Source organism: Paraglaciecola sp. IT1134 (assembly GCF_058068185.1).
In genome coordinates this window covers 1360857-1375060 of record NZ_CM176486.1, presented here as the reverse complement: position 1 = coordinate 1375060, position 14204 = coordinate 1360857, and the positions used below count along the sequence as shown (strand labels likewise).

The following is a 14204-nucleotide window of genomic DNA, read 5'->3' as shown; positions in this document are numbered from 1 at the left end:
AGAGCCAAGCGAACGATTATACGCATGCTTTGATGACAAGTTGAATACTCGCGGCTGCGGAAAAAGCCATCTCTAACCAAGCGGCGAATAATTAGCCAGGATCAGGCAGATTTATGTGGCTGTTTAACCACTTCCCCCATCCTTTGTAGAGCCACCTCGACCAGCAGATCCGGCTGAAATTTGGAAATAAATCGGTTACATCCCACTTTATCGACCATAGCCTGATTGAAACTGCCGCTTAAGGAGGTATTTAAGGCAATAAATAAATCTTTCATTCTGGCATCTTGTCTAACCTCTGCAGTCAAACGATAGCCGTCCATCTCAGGCATTTCAGCATCGGTGAACATCATGAGGATTTTATCAGTGACCACCTCACCTGCATCAGCCCAGGACTTAAGTAAATTAAGGGCCGCTTTACCGTTGTTTTGTTCGATAACAATCATACCTAACTGTGTGAGTGTCTGGCGAATTTGCCAGCGTGCGGTGGCAGAATCATCAACGACTAACACACTGCGTCCCTTAAGATGGGGCATCAGCTCATCAACCAGCAGTTTGTCAGATATCTTGGTGTCGTAAGTCACTATCTCAGCCAGGACTTTCTCCACATCGATTATCTCTACTAATTCAGATTTTCCCTGTATATCTATCTGGGTAATCGCAGTTAAATAGGTATTTTTGCCTGCCGCCTTTGGCGGCGGTTGTATAGCACTCCATGAGGTGTTAACTATGTTCATAATTTGACCAATCAAAAAACCCTGCACCGAACGGTTATATTCGGTAATAATGACGTTGCCTGGTTGATAATCCTCAGAAATTGGCATTCTGATCGCAGCGCGTAAATCAATAACCGGGATGGCGGCACCACGATAATTCATGACCCCTTTTAAATGAGCATGTGAACCCGGCATTTTATTTAAAGAGGGTACGGTGATGACTTCCTTAACTTTGAAGACATTGATCGCAAACACATGACGAGTGTCCAATTTAAATAGCAGTAATTCGAGCCTGTTTTCTCCCACTAATTGGGTTCGCTGATCGACCGAGGCAAGTATTCCGTTCATACCATCACTTTCAAGTAGTTTGTATTGATTAAGCGCTGAGTATATAGGGGTTAAGGGTCAATTTGGAACTTTAGTCGCTAATATTAAGCCATTTATTCAACCTGCTCAATGTGGGGCACACAGTGCTTCGGTCCTGAGCTTGAGCTCATGACAGCCAACCAGTGCATTCACGGGGTGAATGCCGAAAATAGTTATCATACATTTCATTTATCGGGTTTTGCTTAGTAGGATGTTTTCAACGGCTCGCACCTATTCTAATAATAAGCTTGCCAAACCTTATCCCTACAAATAAAGGAAGACCCATGTCTACTTATCAAAACGATATAAAGTCCGCCGCTACCTTAACATCTTCACAAGGCAGTGCCTGGGGCGCCATTAATCCTGAATATGTGGCCCGTATGAAGGCGCAAAACCGTTTTAAGACTGGTTTGGATATCGCTAAATATACAGCAGGTATCATGCGCCATGATATGGCTGAGTATGACCAAGATAGCAGCCAATACACCCAATCACTGGGATGTTGGCATGGTTTTATCGGACAACAAAAAATGTTGGCCATTAAAAAACACCACGGCACCACAGACAAGCGGTATTTGTACTTGTCTGGTTGGATGGTCGCCGCCCTTCGTTCTGAATTTGGTCCCTTACCGGATCAATCCATGCACGAAAAGACTTCTGTGCCTGCATTGATCGAAGAATTGTATACTTTTTTACGCCAAGCAGATGCAAAGGAGCTCGGAGAGTTATTTGATCAGCTTGATGCCAATCGTAAAGCAGGAGGCGACACCTCTGCTATCCAGGCCAAGATAGATGACTATCAAACCCATGTAGTGCCCATTATTGCTGACATAGATGCAGGTTTTGGTAACGAAGAAGCCACCTACTTGCTTGCTAAAAAAATGATTGAAGCAGGTGCTTGTTGTATTCAAATTGAAAACCAGGTTTCTGACGCCAAACAGTGTGGCCATCAAGATGGCAAAGTAACCGTACCCCATGAAGACTTTCTGGCCAAAATAAATGCCGTACGTTATGCGTTTCTGGAGCTAGGTGTAGATGACGGCGTCATAGTGGCACGTACGGATTCTTTGGGCGCAGGGCTGACCCAAAAAATCCCAGTTTCTCAGTCTGCCAATGATTTAGCGGCCCAATACAACGCGTTTTTACAAACCTCTGAAGTCAATACAGTTGCCGATTTAGATGAGGGTGACAGTGTTCTGAAATTAAATGGCAAACTGGTCAAACCCGTGCGTTTGGCAAACGGTTTATATAAATTTAAAGAAGGCAGTGGTTTTGACCGCGTAGTGCTCGATTGCATTGTTTCGTTGCAAAACGGTGCCGATTTATTGTGGATTGAAACTGAAAAACCCCATGTTAAACAAATTGGTGAGATGGTGGCAGCAATTCGTCAACAAGTACCTAATGCCAAGTTGGTTTACAATAATTCCCCCTCTTTCAACTGGACATTGAATTTCCGTCAGCAAATATTTGATTTGTGGCAGCAAGAAGGCAGAGATCTCGGTGCTTATGCCCGTGAGGAGTTAATGGCTTCACGCTTCGACGACTCAGAACTGGCCCTTGAAGCGGATGAGAAAATACGTACCTTCCAGGCTGACGCGGCACGTGAGGCGGGCATATTCCATCACCTAATTACCTTACCCACTTATCATACTGCGGCCCTGTCAACAGACAACCTGGCCAAGGGTTACTTCGGCGAAGAGGGCATGTTGGCCTATGTAAAAGGCGTGCAACGCAAAGAAATTCGTGAAGGCTTGGCCTGTGTCAAACATCAAGCTATGGCTGGCTCGAACTTGGGGGATGATCATAAAGAATATTTCTCAGGGGAACAGGCACTCAAGGCATCTGGTGACGATAACACTATGAATCAATTTGATATCGCTTTGTAGATTGCGATAATTTTTTGAGGCAGTAAATAGCAGGCTTGCCCTGCTATTTTTTTATCTGGCAGCCAAGTATTCATGTAATAAATAGGAAAAACAGATAGTACGTTAATGATTACTTGCCAAACAGAGTGATAACTCACCTCAACGCTTCGTGAATTTAACGTTCCCTTTGAAATACATGAGTTTTTTACCGATTTAAAGAGGATGAATATTGATCTGACTTCTAACAGATATGTAGGTAGAATTTCATAAAACAATAAAATGTAATGAGGTCATTAGTTCTATGAATATTTCTAAAGTCGATCTGAATCTTTTGGTTTATCTCGACGTATTACTCAGAGAAGGTAGTGTCACCCGTGCCGCCAACCAGCTTAGTATCACTCAACCCGCTATGAGTAATGGGCTTAAACGCCTACGTGACTTATTTAAAGACCCCTTATTGGTGCGTACCAGCGAAGGGATGACGGCAACCAAACGCGCGCAAGAACTGCAGCCGGTGATCCGCGACGTATTATCGAAACTTGAAGCGTCTATACAGCCAGAAACCGATTTTATTCCTCAATCCAGCAAACGCACTTTTAGGATCATGGCCAGCGATTATGCCGAGTCAACCTTGTTGCTCGAGGTGATACGCCAACTTGGCAAAGTGGCGCCCAATATTACCCTGGATATGATCACTCCTAGCGATGTGACCTTTCATGATGTAGAGCAAGGCCGAGTCGATATGGCGATCAATAGATTCGAAGAGCTGCCCTTGTCCTTTCACCAGAAAGTGGTGTGGTATGACAGGTTTGCCTGCGTAGTTAATGCAGATAATCCTATTGTGGATCAGTTTACCCTTGAGAATTATTTACAAGCCAAACACATTTGGGTAAGTAAAACCGGTTTTGGTGTGGGAGTGGGAATCGATCCTAACGAAGTGCAAAAATTAGGCTGGGTAGACGCCGAACTGACCAAATTAGGCAAGAAAAGAGACATAAGGGTATTTACCCGTCATTATCATGTGGCATTACAATTGGCTAAATTACAAAATCTTATCGCTACTTTGCCAAGCAAAGCGGCCATGCTTTATGCCAATGATCCTAAGTTAGTGGTATTGGAACCCCCCTTCGATATTCCCCCCATTGCGTTGAAAATGGCATGGAGTGCCCTGTTACACCACGACGCTGGCCACGTTTGGTTGCGCAGGTTAATTGCCGAAGTGGGCGAGCAGTTGAGCTCTCCCAATCAAACTTAACTTTGCGCCAAGTATAATTCATGAAATTTATAGCAAGGATAAAAACCATAAATTAACTAATGTATACTTTATTCCTTAGACTGGCCCGATAAAGACACAAAGGCGGAACACAATATGCAGAACTATATTCAGCGCGGCACTTTGCAGGTGGCAGCGCAACTCGACAGATTTATTGAGCAAGAAGTCCTGCCAGGCAGCGAAGTGAACCCGGCATTTTTTTGGCAACAGTTTGAGCAAATACTGGCAGACCTTATTCCCGAAAATGCTGCCCTATTGAAAACCAGAGACACATTGCAGCAACAAATCGATACTTATTGCGCTAACACTGAGTTAGTCGAAGAGTTACTCGAACCAGAGGCTTATCAGGCCTTTTTGCAACAAATCGGTTACCTGGAGCCTGAGCCTACAGACTTCACTATATCCACCGGCAACGTGGACCCAGAGGTCGCAACGATGGCAGGCCCACAGCTGGTAGTGCCAATCAATAATGCCCGTTTTGCACTTAATGCTATCAACGCCCGTTGGGGCAGTTTATATGATGCAGTTTATGGCAGTGATGTGCTAAGTGAAGCCGATGGCGCTGAACAAGGGACAAAATACAACCCGCTACGCGGTCAAAAAGTGATTGACTATGCCAGAGGCTGGCTAGATATCATCGCGCCTTTAGCCTCAGGAAGCCATCAAAATAGTCAGGCTTACACTATTGCCAGCGGCGAGCTGTTTGTTACGTTGGCATCAGGGGAAAAGAGTGCCCTTGCCTCACCCGAGCAATGTATTGGTTATCAAGGTGATCAAAACAATCCCGCCGCCATACTTTTTAAACACCATGGTTTACATGTTGAACTGCAATTTGACGCTCAGCATTTTATCGGAAAAAGCGATCCGGCCAACATCAAAGATCTGCTTATCGAATCAGCACTGACCACTATTATGGACTGCGAGGATTCAGTGGCAGCCGTGGACGCCGAAGATAAAACCTTGGTTTACCAAAACTGGCTGGGGCTTATTAAGGGCACCTTGCAGGTCGAGATGCAAAAAAGCGGGCAACGTCTGATTCGACGTATGAACGACGATCGCCAGTACAGCACTTTTAGCGGAGAAAAGATAAATGTCAGTGGCCGCAGCATGATGTTTGTGCGCAATGTTGGCCACTTGATGACTAACGACGCCATTTTATATGACGGTAAGCCCATACCTGAGGGGATCATGGATGCCATGTTTACCAGCTTGATCGCCAAACATGATCTTTTGAGCCAAGGGAAATACAAAAACAGTCACACAGGCAGTATCTACATAGTCAAACCCAAGATGCATGGACCACAGGAAGTCGCTTTCGCCGACACGTTATTTGCCAGAGTTGAAGACGCCCTGGGGCTTGAGCGCAATACCATTAAAATGGGTATCATGGATGAAGAACGCCGCACCACTGTCAATTTAAAAGCCTGTATTTATGCTGCTAAGGAGCGGGCAGTATTTATCAATACAGGTTTTCTGGATCGCACGGGGGATGAAATACACACGTCCATGCAACTGGGTGCGTTTGCTTTAAAAGCCCAGATAAAAACACAGCCCTGGTTAACCGCCTACGAAAAAGCCAATGTACAAGCTGGCCTTAAAACAGGCATGTCCGGCAAAGCGCAGATCGGAAAAGGAATGTGGCCCATACCCGACCAGATGGCGAACATGATGGCAAACAAGACAGGCCATCCATTGGCCGGAGCCAACACGGCCTGGGTTCCCTCACCTACAGCAGCGACATTACATGCCCTGCATTACCATCAGATAGATGTATTTGCAGTTCAAAAAGACCTGGCCCGTGATAATACTGATTACCTGAAGCAGATCTTGTCAGTCCCCCTGATGACCCGCGCAGAGTCCCCTTCACAGCAGGAAATCCAAGACGAGCTAGACAATAATGTGCAAGGAATTTTGGGTTATGTGGTCCGCTGGGTGCATCAAGGCATTGGTTGTTCTAAAGTACCGGACATACACAATGTCGGGTTAATGGAAGATCGCGCCACGCTGCGCATTTCGAGTCAACACTTAGCGAACTGGTTAGAACACGGGATCATACAAGCAACTCAAGTTAATGCGTCGTTGCAACGCATGGCTGAATTAGTCGATAAACAAAATACCTATGACCAAGACTATATCCCTATGCTGCCAAACCCACAGGAGAGTTTGGCTTATCAAGCCGCCCAGCAATTGATATTCAGTGGTAAAGAACAACCCAACGGTTATACCGAACCGGTGTTGCATGCCAAACGCAAAGAGATGAAAATAAAACTCAAAGCGACCGTATAATTATCCATAGGGGGAATTATGCATCTCCCCCCATTTTGTCGGATATATCATGGTCACGGTCTCTTGGCGGCAATGATTTTAATAATGCCTTTATCAGGTATGCTTCGCCAACGCGTGTGCGGCAGACTGATGCGCGGCTCGACGCTATGGCGAACCCAGTTTCAGTGGTGGTTGAAACCGCTTTTTTCATATTCACCTTATGCTCAAACTATGCAAACGAACGATCTAAACCAGGCATTTCCCGAAAGTCCCACTGTGTGTTGCCTATAGGCCGTTACTTTTCATTAAAGCGCTTAAATAAGCCACAGGAATGGCATAACTGATGCCACTAGGTTTTTCTAAAACCGCCTCTTTGGTTTCTTTGATAAAAACTTTGTTCAGTATGGCGACAACTTCTCCAGTGTCTGCACTGTATACAGCGCTACCGCTATTGCCAGGATAGGCAGTAATATCTAGCTGGTAAATCATGTACGGTTTGTCCAAACGTTTAAGCATGTTTATGCTTAACTGGTTGGCATTGACACTAGGAATAACGTCTGGGGTAACGGCAGCAACGATCCCTTTATGTGTTGCCGGGTATAAACCCAGGATAGAGCCGATAGGAAATCCTGTTAGCAGGATCTCTTGTCCATCGTCTAACAATGCATCGGTAGCCAGTTTCAAGGGTTGTAAAGGGGACGAAATTTTCAGAATTGCCAGATCATGTAGTGGATCTTTGGCGACAACTTCAGCTTTATGAATAGCGGGACGTCGCCCGGTACCAGAAAAAACAATATGGTATTGCACTACCTGGGGATCCAGTGGTTCAGAAACCACATGGTAATTGGTCGCAATTAACGTTCCGTCACCAAATACAAAACCACTGCCCCGCAACTGATGACTATGGGCAGACATAGCATCGTATAATCCGACCCCCACTATAGAGGGCTTATTTTTTTTCACGACCTCTATTACAGAGTGAGCATCGACACTCACTGTTAATAAGGCGGTCAAACATGAAAAAAGTAATACGGTTATTTTATAAAGTGAAAAATTAGTTATCATAGTGGGCCGTAGCAGGATTGTTTCGGTATTGTATCATTACAAATAAAACATACATGGGCTATGGATAATACGCGTTGCTATTGACAGAACTTTTGCCAGAAAAATAAAATAGGATTGTTGAAATGAAAATATTAGTCACTGGCGCCGCTGGATTTATTGGTTATCACGTATGCCAATACTTGCTATCTCGAGGTGAAGAAATAGTCGGTATAGATAATATCAACGATTATTATGATCCCGAGTTAAAACATGGACGCCTAAACGAACTTGCCAAACATCAGCAAGCGGCAAACTTCACATTTATCAAAATGGATATAGCTGACCGGGAAAAAATGGAAGGTACGTTTCAGGAGCACAAATTTGATAAGGTTGTACACCTTGCTGCTCAAGCGGGTGTGCGTTACTCAATTGAAAACCCTCACGCTTATATCGACAGCAACATAGTTGGTTTTACTAATGTATTGGAAGGATGCCGACATCACAAAGTGCAACATCTGGTCTATGCTTCCTCAAGCTCTGTTTACGGTGCAAATGAATCAATGCCGTTTTCTGTGAGCGACAATGTCGATCACCCGGTTTCCCTGTATGCCGCCAGTAAAAAAGCCAATGAATTAATGGCACACACCTACAGTCATCTGTATGACTTACCCACCACTGGTTTGCGATTTTTTACCGTTTACGGTCCATGGGGCAGACCTGATATGGCCTTATTCAAATTCACCAAGGCAATAATAGAAGACGAACCAATCAAGGTTTATAATTATGGTAATCATAGACGCGACTTCACTTATATAGACGATATAGTCAGTGGCATTATCTCCACCCTGGATCATAATGCTGCCAGTAATCCCAATTGGAGCGGTTCGTCGCCAGACCCAAGCACCAGCAAAGCACCGTGGCGCATTTATAATATTGGTGCCCAGACGCCTGTCAACCTACTGGACTTTATCATTACCCTGGAAAATTCCCTGGGCAAACAGGCCGTAAAAGAAATGCTACCTATGCAAGCAGGAGATGTACCGGATACATTCGCTGATGTGCAGGCATTGATGGATGACGTTGGTTACCAACCAAAAACCAAACTCGACGTTGGTGTGAACAACTTTGTAACCTGGTACAAAGAATTTTACCCTCAATAAAGCTGGATTATAAAGTGTACGTAAGGGCACCTATGTAGGTGGCCTTTAAATATATGTTTCCAGCGAAATCGACGCTTACTGCTTAGGAAAAACACGGTGCTGCAAGGCTTAGCAAACAACATTAGTTCCCCCCTCGTTCACGCGCCACTGATTTTTCTGCTATTGCGCTTATTCAGTTACCTAGGGTATAGAAGCAAAATATGTAACCGCCTGTCATATTTACCTGTGTTGTGGCTATTTACCTGTTCAATGACATACCCCAGTGTGTTATTAGCCAAATATCTGGAAGACCAATACCCCGTCGTCCCATTAACCTCAGAAAAATGGCAGACCACAGACGCGATAGTTGTGCTGGCCTGCAACTATTTTGATGATAACGACCTGCCCTTTGTGAGCCGATGGCCAGAATGTTCTTTACAGCGAAACCTACAGGCAGTGATGATGTATCGAACCAAAGCCATGCCGATCTATCTGGCGGCTGGTGTGTTAAACAAACTGGATTCAGATACACAGGCTGCGTTTAACGCAACGTTTTTACAGAAACTGGGGGTTAAACCCGAAGATATTTATATGTTCCCCCATGGCAATGATACCGAATCTGAAGTGGCGGCCCTGGCCCCCCACTTGCGAGGACAATCCGTATCACTGGTTACATCTGCCAGCCACCAACCTAGGGCAGTGGAGTATTTTCGCCTTCAAGGTATAAAGGTGCTGGCGATCCCGGTAGAACATTTAAGTAGGAAAAACATTCAGTTCACATTTGGTTTACCCAATGCACGCAGCCTTTACCGGAGTGAAAGGGCCATACATGAGTACTTAGGTCTAATATACCAAAGATTAATTCTATGATAATAAAGGGTAAAATTAATAAAAGTGCTCAAATAGTTCATGTTGCCGATAAAAGCTGAAGAAGCGCAAATTTCAAGGAAGTACAAATGAACGAGATTGTGCCAATTTTTTCAGGCGGCGGGACAAGGTTAGCGGCACATATTGGCGTTTTCGACGCATTACACGAATTAGGCTTGAGCTTTCAGCACCTAGTAGGGGTATCAGGCGGTTCAATTGTGGCTGCTTTATATTGCACAGGCATGCCTTTGGCTGAAATCAAAACGCTTGCCCTCAATACCAATTTCAAAAAATTCAAAGGTTTTTCACTTTATCACCTGTTACGCCAAGGTGGGCTTAGCTCAGGCAACAGCTTCGAAGCCTGGATGGATGACAAACTGCGTGGTTTAACCTTCGCAGATATTGATAAAAATCTGCATATTCTCGCTACAGACGTTAACGGCGGGGGGCCGGTTATTTTTAACAAAATAACCAGTCCTACCCTCAAAATATCCCAAGCGGTTAGATTTTCCATGTCCATCCCGTTATTTTTCAGCTTCCAATCATACAAACACCACGTCCTCGTTGACGGCGCTATATTATCCGAAGATGCCTTGTATCAGGATTGGGCGGGTGATGGCACACCTGTCATGTGTTTTAAATTAAAAAGCGAGCATGTTACTGATTTAGCTTTCAAAAAAAGTTGGCTGCCTCTAAGGCAATATGTGATGATGCTAATAAGGACTTTTATGACTGCCATGTCTCGGGAATATGTTCATGCAGAATATTGGCGTAACACCATAGTGATCAATACCGGAAAGCTTTCGCCAGTTGATTTTAATATTACTAATCAGCAAAAAGAGGAACTTTATAAAATTGGGTATGATACTGCCCTTGAGTTCGTCCCGAAACGTCTAAGCTGCTACGCCAATACACCACTAAGGAATTAGATGTGGAAAATTGTTTTAAAGACGCTAAATTATGAAGAGATTTCGTAAATATACTGAAACGCCTTTCATCGGACCCGTTGTACAGAAACTCATGAATTTTGTGGTGAGCAGGAAAGCAAATCAGATTTCCAAACACTTTTCTGAATACCTCAGTCCGGTAGTGGCATTAAACGATGCTTTAAAAAACGAATCATACAAAATCCGGCACAATGTCTATTGTGAAGAATTGCAATTTGAGGATCTTCGCGACGATGCAATGGAAACCGATCAGTTTGATGCTCACTCAACCCACTGTTTAATTAAACATATTCCCACGGGAGAATATGCTGGCACCGTACGCATCGTTCGGTCTGAAAATGAAACTCAGCTACTGCCAATTGAAAAATATTGTATTAGTTCTATCTCTGATGATGCTGTTCATCCCAATGATTTTCCCAGGAATGAGATCTGTGAAATATCCCGTTTAGCCGTTCCTGCGCAGTTTCGTAAAAGGGCAACGGATAAATTCCAGGGTTCTGCTACCGGTGTGATCAATGAACATGTGTATTCTGAACGAGAGTTACGCTGTTTCCCCTTCATTGCCGTGGGTTTATATCTTTGTGCTGCATCGGCTTCGCGCAAACACGATATCAAACACTGTTTTGTCATGATGGAGCCAAGACTAGCCAGAAGTTTGCGCTTTGTTGGCATCCCTTTTCAACAAGTGGGCCCTGTGGTGGATTATCATGGCAGGCGAGCCCCCTACTACATTAGCCGTCATTTGCTTATGAGCGGTTTGTCCCCAGGGTTTAAACGCATGCTTAAAAATATTGAGAAAAAAGTGGTGGCCCAATTCGACTCTTAAGTTGTTTAAAACTTTATAAGAGGCGTTTGTGATCAACATTTTGCACTGAATGCCATAGCCATAGCCGTATATCTTTGCTACATCCCTATCTGTCAGCTAATTTTACACTGATGATATGACCTGTATTAACCCACGTTTCAATATCATCAATAAATGATGTAAATCCACTAATTTATGTAAAACCTCACTGTTATTTTATATTTAACTTAGTTTTCCAGCGCCTACCGCTAGAACACAAGTAGCCATACAAAATAATAAAAAAATTGTCATGTTGTTATTCGATTTTTGGGGTAAAAATGTCAACGCTTTTTACACTCCAGACGACGACACGCAACGTAGAAAAATTAAGGTTTTGAAAATAAAACAAATTTTAATATTGGCATGCCTTATGCTTTTCTATTAGCAGCAGTCCCATTAACAGTAGTCCCATTGGTCAAAATAAGGAATAACACATGACAAATTTATTGAAGAAAACAAAATTGGTGTCAGTTGCCGCTCTTCTGGCACTAGCTGTTGGCCAACAAGCTGGCGCTGCGACTATTACGTTTGGCGGGCAAGTCGCTACTGATGGTTCAGGTATAACCAGCAATAAAGTACCGGCTAACAATTTAATCACCGCGCCCACAGAAACGTTTATCGAAACCTTCGATGCGGCTACAGCAGTTCAGGGATTTCCTTCAGCCAATAACACCACCTATACCGTAGATCCTCTGGGAAGAGATGCAGGTTGTCAGGTTAATTCACCACTGGCGATTACAACGAGTACAGCAGCAAATACTCCTCGTGTTTTAGGTGTAAGAAAGGGCTCCACTACTAACGTCGCGGCGGCTCCCGCAGGCGATAGCACCTGTTACGGTTACACCACACCAGAAACGGTGGGTGTAGATAGTTGGGTGGACATCGACTACACCGCTTTTTTGGCCTCCTTAGGCGGAGATCGTGAAATTAGCTATCTGGGATTTTATTGGGGTTCAGTGGATGACTACAATACCTTTCAATTTTATTCGGAAGGCGAGTTAGTGGCAGAAATTACCGGCCCCGCATTGTTGGCTCAGTTTAATGGTCAATCGGGTGATCAACAATCCGAAAGGTCTAACAAATACGTCAACATTGACTTTAGCCCAGCGGAAGCCTTTGACAGATTACGTATTCTTTCATCTGGTATTGCCGGTGAATTTGATAACGTGGTTATTCAGCTAACCCCTGTCACGGCGCCTACTAGTATCGCCATTTTAGGCCTAGGCCTGTTAGGTCTTGGTTTAAGCAGAAGATTTAAAAAATAAATCAACCTAAACAATAGTTCCTGAAAAAGCCGGCTTGCCGGCTTTTTTTATGTAAAAGAAATAATCAAAATGGGGTGGCTTTAAATTAGTGAGTAATGTGAATTCGACTAAAATATTGTATGCGTAAAAGGAAAGTTCAAATTGTAAAGCCGCACCGCCCCGTTCAAACATCTGTAAGATGATGCGCTAACTCAGCAGGCATAAATTACTCTAAACCTAAAAACAAAATACCCCTGGGGCACTAGACTTATGCTCCTTACCAGTAGCCTATTAAAACCTGGGAACGAATTCAGGCTAAGAACCTGACTAAGCAGTAAAAATCAATGACAGTTATATCAGGATTACTCACAAATTTAAGCGTTATACGCCTGATAATTCGATTTCAGCTACAGGGGTTTTTATTAAAAGATCCCGGTAATAGTCATAACCAGGGCTGAAAACAGCGTCAGTTACCACACTGTCACTACTGAGTGCGGGCGGGTGAGTGAATACATCAATTAGTTCTGCCAATGGAGATACACACCTACCGGTATAATAGAACAATGTTATTGCAAACCGTACCCTTGCTTGTTAACGCACTAAAACAGTGTAATACCCTCGTTTTAAGCAGTAAAACTCTTTGGCACCTCTGTCAGTATTTTTTACACGAGAGATTTCCGCACGCCAATCGAAATAGCTAAGCAATTGATAAATAGCAATAAAAAAATATTGGCCCAAAGAGTGCATACGTACTTGGCAGCAGTATCGGTCATCAATTTAAGGAATAACCATGACAAATTTATTTAATAAAACAAAATTAGTATCAATCGCAGCGCTTTTAACGCTAGCAGTAGCCCAGCAAGCAAGTGCTGCAACCATTTCTTTTGGTGGTCAAGCGGCTACTGATGGTTCAAGCAAAACTAGTAATAACGTTAACGCTGACAATACCATCAATTCAATCGGCGACGGTTTCTTTGTTGAGACTTTCGACACAGCAACCGCTATACCGGGCATCCCTGGTGGTGGCGACACCCAATATAACGTAACGGGTACCTCAGAAGGCTGTGCAATTAACTCGCCTTTAGTAGTAATGCCTAGTGGCCCTACAGTGCTAAATATCAGAACGGGTTCTGAAACAGATGTTGCAGCCGCGCCTGCTAACGATACCACCTGTTACGGTTATACAACTCCGACAACTGTTGGCACTGAAAGCTTCGTAGATATTGATTACACTGCGTTTTTAGCGGGTATTGGTGGTCTAGATGCAAATCTTGCAGGTTCTAGCATTAACTATTTAGGTTTTTACTGGGGCTCAGTAGACGAATATAATTCCTTTGAATTTTATTCAGATGATGAGTTAGTAGCTAAAATCACTGGCCCACAATTACTTGCAGCATTAGGCGGCAGCGCTGGTGACCAAGTAGCTGATAATTCTAACGTATATGTGAACATCGATTTCAGCTTTGCTGAAGCGTTCAACAGATTACGTGTAACGACCTCAGGTATCGCCGGTGAATTTGACAACATCGTTGTTGGTTTGGATCAACGTCCGGTAACGGCACCTGCCAGCCTAGCGTTTTTAGGTCTTGGTTTGTTAGGTCTTGGTTTAGGCAGAAGATTTAAAAAATAAGCCTAAC

At 43.8% G+C, this 14204-nt stretch carries 11 protein-coding genes; 9 read left to right on the top strand and 2 right to left on the bottom strand.

Going from position 1 to position 14204, the window contains the following annotated elements:
- Positions 1 to 101 precede the first annotated feature (101 nt).
- Positions 102 to 1061, bottom strand: a complete 960-nt coding sequence (locus AC3RV5_RS05910; protein WP_489731032.1) for a chemotaxis protein CheV — start codon at positions 1059 to 1061, stop codon at positions 102 to 104.
- Positions 1062 to 1363: 302 nt separating this feature from the next.
- On the opposite strand from AC3RV5_RS05910, the gene AC3RV5_RS05905 reads away from it, so the two are divergent.
- The 3 genes from AC3RV5_RS05905 to AC3RV5_RS05895 all read left to right on the top strand — a co-directional run bounded on the left by AC3RV5_RS05905 (position 1364) and on the right by AC3RV5_RS05895 (position 6503).
- A complete protein-coding gene (locus AC3RV5_RS05905; protein ID WP_489731031.1) occupies positions 1364 to 2965 on the top strand; it encodes an isocitrate lyase in 1602 nt (533 codons plus the stop codon).
- 280 nt (positions 2966 to 3245) lie between these two features.
- Positions 3246 to 4199, top strand: a complete 954-nt coding sequence (locus tag AC3RV5_RS05900; RefSeq protein ID WP_489731030.1) for a LysR family transcriptional regulator — start codon at positions 3246 to 3248, stop codon at positions 4197 to 4199.
- 114 nt (positions 4200 to 4313) lie between these two features.
- A complete protein-coding gene (locus AC3RV5_RS05895) occupies positions 4314 to 6503 on the top strand; it encodes a malate synthase G (protein WP_489731029.1) in 2190 nt (729 codons plus the stop codon).
- 264 nt (positions 6504 to 6767) lie between these two features.
- Here the strand turns inward: AC3RV5_RS05895 and AC3RV5_RS05890 are convergent, their stop codons facing one another.
- The gene (locus AC3RV5_RS05890; RefSeq protein ID WP_489731028.1) at positions 6768 to 7547 is read right to left on the bottom strand and encodes a S1 family peptidase; all 780 of its coding nucleotides are present in this window, start codon (positions 7545 to 7547) and stop codon (positions 6768 to 6770) included.
- Between the two features lie 122 nt (positions 7548 to 7669).
- On the opposite strand from AC3RV5_RS05890, the gene AC3RV5_RS05885 reads away from it, so the two are divergent.
- The 6 genes from AC3RV5_RS05885 to AC3RV5_RS05860 all read left to right on the top strand — a co-directional run bounded on the left by AC3RV5_RS05885 (position 7670) and on the right by AC3RV5_RS05860 (position 14197).
- Positions 7670 to 8686, top strand: coding sequence for an NAD-dependent epimerase (locus AC3RV5_RS05885; protein WP_489731027.1), 1017 nt, complete (start codon positions 7670 to 7672; stop codon positions 8684 to 8686).
- 249 nt (positions 8687 to 8935) lie between these two features.
- Complete coding sequence (locus AC3RV5_RS05880) at positions 8936 to 9535, top strand: YdcF family protein (protein WP_489731026.1); 600 nt, start codon at positions 8936 to 8938, stop codon at positions 9533 to 9535.
- Between the two features lie 86 nt (positions 9536 to 9621).
- Positions 9622 to 10461 carry a patatin-like phospholipase family protein gene (locus AC3RV5_RS05875; protein ID WP_489731025.1) on the top strand — a complete coding sequence of 280 codons (840 nt, stop codon included), beginning with the start codon at positions 9622 to 9624 and terminating at the stop codon, positions 10459 to 10461.
- A gap of 31 nt (positions 10462 to 10492) precedes the next feature.
- A complete protein-coding gene (locus AC3RV5_RS05870) occupies positions 10493 to 11305 on the top strand; it encodes a PEP-CTERM/exosortase system-associated acyltransferase (RefSeq protein WP_489731024.1) in 813 nt (270 codons plus the stop codon).
- A 452-nt stretch (positions 11306 to 11757) separates the two neighbouring features.
- Complete coding sequence (locus AC3RV5_RS05865) at positions 11758 to 12588, top strand: Npun_F0296 family exosortase-dependent surface protein (RefSeq protein WP_489731023.1); 831 nt, start codon at positions 11758 to 11760, stop codon at positions 12586 to 12588.
- 769 nt (positions 12589 to 13357) lie between these two features.
- The gene (locus tag AC3RV5_RS05860; RefSeq protein ID WP_489731022.1) at positions 13358 to 14197 is read left to right on the top strand and encodes an Npun_F0296 family exosortase-dependent surface protein; all 840 of its coding nucleotides are present in this window, start codon (positions 13358 to 13360) and stop codon (positions 14195 to 14197) included.
- Positions 14198 to 14204 lie beyond the last annotated feature (7 nt).

Excerpts from the sequence above, each read along its gene's own strand:
- AC3RV5_RS05910 (WP_489731032.1), bottom strand. The coding sequence starts at position 1,061 with ATGAACGGAATACTTGCCTCGGTCGATCAGCGAACCCAATTAGTGGGA.
- AC3RV5_RS05905 (WP_489731031.1), top strand. The coding sequence starts at position 1,364 with ATGTCTACTTATCAAAACGATATAAAGTCCGCCGCTACCTTAACATCT.
- AC3RV5_RS05900 (WP_489731030.1), top strand. The coding sequence starts at position 3,246 with ATGAATATTTCTAAAGTCGATCTGAATCTTTTGGTTTATCTCGACGTA.
- AC3RV5_RS05895 (WP_489731029.1), top strand. The coding sequence starts at position 4,314 with ATGCAGAACTATATTCAGCGCGGCACTTTGCAGGTGGCAGCGCAACTC.
- AC3RV5_RS05890 (WP_489731028.1), bottom strand. The coding sequence starts at position 7,547 with ATGATAACTAATTTTTCACTTTATAAAATAACCGTATTACTTTTTTCA.
- AC3RV5_RS05885 (WP_489731027.1), top strand. The coding sequence starts at position 7,670 with ATGAAAATATTAGTCACTGGCGCCGCTGGATTTATTGGTTATCACGTA.
- AC3RV5_RS05880 (WP_489731026.1), top strand. The coding sequence starts at position 8,936 with ATGACATACCCCAGTGTGTTATTAGCCAAATATCTGGAAGACCAATAC.
- AC3RV5_RS05875 (WP_489731025.1), top strand. The coding sequence starts at position 9,622 with ATGAACGAGATTGTGCCAATTTTTTCAGGCGGCGGGACAAGGTTAGCG.
- AC3RV5_RS05870 (WP_489731024.1), top strand. The coding sequence starts at position 10,493 with ATGAAGAGATTTCGTAAATATACTGAAACGCCTTTCATCGGACCCGTT.
- AC3RV5_RS05865 (WP_489731023.1), top strand. The coding sequence starts at position 11,758 with ATGACAAATTTATTGAAGAAAACAAAATTGGTGTCAGTTGCCGCTCTT.
- AC3RV5_RS05860 (WP_489731022.1), top strand. The coding sequence starts at position 13,358 with ATGACAAATTTATTTAATAAAACAAAATTAGTATCAATCGCAGCGCTT.